Genomic DNA, 2580 nt, shown 5'->3' on the forward strand with positions numbered 1-2580 from the left:
CGTTGAGCGAGCGAGCAGCAACGCGTGTCCCGTGGGTGCGTTTCGGCTCGCTTCGCTCGCTCAACGACCGGTGGTCGGGGTGGCTCCCTTTCTCCCGGTCGTTGAGCGAGCGAGCGCCAGCGAGCGAGACGAAACGCGTATCCCGGCGGGGGCACATCGCGTTTCGGCTCGCTCCGCTCGCTCAACGACCGGTGGGGGGCGAACGCACGACACACTTCGGTGCGGGCCGGGTTCGGCTGGGACAATCGCACTGAAGGTGTGCGACCGCGCACACGTGACCCCGACCCGAAGGAGAGCCCGATGGCCGGCTGGCGACTGCGCGAGTTCCACAACGATGACCTGGACGGCATCCTGCACCTGTGGGAGGAGCTGCGCCGCGCGCAGGTCGAGCCGGTGTACGACCTCAGCGAGGTGATCGCCTCGTGCCAGAAGGACCACGCGATCGTCGCGGTGCACGGGGACGAGGTCATCGCCGCGGTGGTCGGGCGCGCCGCGCACGACCAGGGCTGGATCGTGTTCCTCGCGACGGCGGAGCCGTGGCGCCGGCAGGGCATCGGCACCGCGCTGCTGGCCGCGCTCGAGAAGAAGATGGCGCCGATCGGGCTCGCCAAGCTGTCGGTGATCATGCCCGACGTCGACACGCGCGTGCAGGCGTTCGCGCACCAGGGCTTCGAGCTGAAGCAGCACCTGCGCTACTTCGAGCGGCGCATCCCGGTGCAGCGCACCGAGCTGAACTCGTTCACCGAGCTCGGCGCCCGGCTCATGCCCCGGGATCTTTGGGAGAAGGTCGCGGGGATGCGGCGCGAGAAGGAGATCCTCGAGCAGCGCCTGGTGCTGCCGCTCGCGGAGGCGGACCTCGCCGACCGGTTCGGCGTGATCCCGCCGCGCGCCGTGGTGCTGTTCGGTCCTCCCGGCACGGGCAAGACGACGTTCGCGCGGGCGATCGCGTCGCGGCTGGACTGGTCGTTCGTCGAGGTGTTCCCGTCTCGGCTCGCCGCCGACCCGAAGGGCCTCGCCGGTGCTCTCCGGGAGACGTTCACGAAGATCTCCGAACTCGAGCACGCCGTCGTGTTCATCGACGAGGTCGAGGAGATCGCCGCGCAGCGATCGGGGGAGCCGCCGTCGCCGCTGCAGGGCGTCACGAACGAGCTGCTGAAGATCATCCCCGCGTTCCGCGAGCAGCCCGGCCGCCTGCTGGTGTGCGCGACGAACTTCATCCGGGCGCTCGACAGCGCGTTCCTGCGGCACGGCCGGTTCGACTACGTCATCCCGATCGGCCTGCCCGACGACGAGGCGCGTCGCGCGATCTGGCAGCGGTACATCCCCGAGCAGGTGGCTGACGAGGTCGACCTCGAGGTGCTCGTCGAGCGCACCGCCGGCTTCTCGCCGGCCGACATCGAGTTCGCCGCGCGCAGCGCCTCGCAGCGTGCGTTCGAGGTCGCGGTCGCGCACCAGAACCACGGATCCCGGACGGATGCCCCGCACGGCCCGTCGACCGCGGACTACCTCGAGGCGATCGCCGGCACCCGCACCACGGTGTCCGCCGAGACGAGCGCCGCGTTCCTCGAGGACATCGAGCAGGTCGCCCGCACCTGACCCGCCCGGCTGGCGTCCCGTGAGCGGCCGCGGCCCGCCGGCTCGCGGGTGACAGAATCGACGCATGCCCGCGCTCATCGACGGAACCTTCAACTCCCGCGAGGTCGCGGGGCTGCCGCTGGCATCCGGCGGCGTCGTCGCGGGCGGCGTGCTGTACCGCTCGGATGCTCTGGCCGCCGTGACGGATGCCGGTGCGGCGACGATCGCCCACAGCCTCATCGGCACGGTGGTCGATTTCCGCGCGGATGCCGAGCGCGAGCAGGCGCCCGACCGCCTGCCCGAGCACGTCGACGTCGTGCGGTTCCCGATGCTCGACGGCGCGGTGCGCGACAGCGGCCGGGCGGAGCGGGCCGTCCCCTCGCTCGCCGCCGTCTACGCCCACCTGCTCGACACCCACGGTGCGGATTTCGCCGCGGTCGGCCGGCTGGTCGCGCGCCCGGCGGATCCCGCGCGCCCTGCCGTTCTGGTGCACTGCACGGCCGGCAAGGACCGCACCGGTGTCGCCGTCGCCCTCGTGCTGGATGCCGTCGGCACGGCACGCGACGCGATCGTCACCGACTACCTCGCCACCGCCGCGAACCTCGCCGGGGCGTGGGCGGACGGGATGCGGCGGCGCATCGAGGCGGCCGGGATGCCGCTCACCCCGGAACTCGACGAACTGCTCGCCGGCACCACGCGCCCGGCCATCGAGTCGGTGTTCGCGCACGTCGACGCCGGCGGGGGAGCCGCCGAGTACCTGCTGCGCCACGGCCTCTCCGCCCCCGACCTCGACGCCCTCCGCTCCCGCCTCACGTCCCCCGGTCGTTGAGCGACCGAGCGCCAGCCCCTTTCCCCCGGTCGTTGAGCGAGCGAGCGCCAGCGAGCGAGACGAAACGCAGCACCCGACCGGGGCATCTGCGTTTCGTCTCGCTTCGCTCGCTCAACGACCGGGGGCCTCGCTTCGCTCGCTCAACGACCGGGGGCCTCGCTTCGCTCGCTCAACGA

At 72.2% G+C, this 2580-nt stretch carries 2 protein-coding genes; both read left to right on the forward strand.

All coding sequences use genetic code 11. The annotated features are described in order from the left end of the window. Positions 1 to 300 precede the first annotated feature (300 nt). Positions 301 to 1596 (forward strand): ATP-binding protein, encoded by a 1296-nt coding sequence (locus tag VJR25_RS00630; protein ID WP_324111470.1) that lies wholly within the window; start codon positions 301 to 303, stop codon positions 1594 to 1596. Between the two features lie 64 nt (positions 1597 to 1660). After that, positions 1661 to 2404 carry a tyrosine-protein phosphatase gene (locus VJR25_RS00635; protein WP_324111472.1) on the forward strand — a complete coding sequence of 248 codons (744 nt, stop codon included), beginning with the start codon at positions 1661 to 1663 and terminating at the stop codon, positions 2402 to 2404. Positions 2405 to 2580: the final 176 nt, after the last annotated feature.

The sequence above is a fragment of the Microbacterium sp. genome (genome assembly GCF_035277845.1).
Classification (GTDB): Bacteria; Actinomycetota; Actinomycetes; order Actinomycetales; family Microbacteriaceae; genus Microbacterium.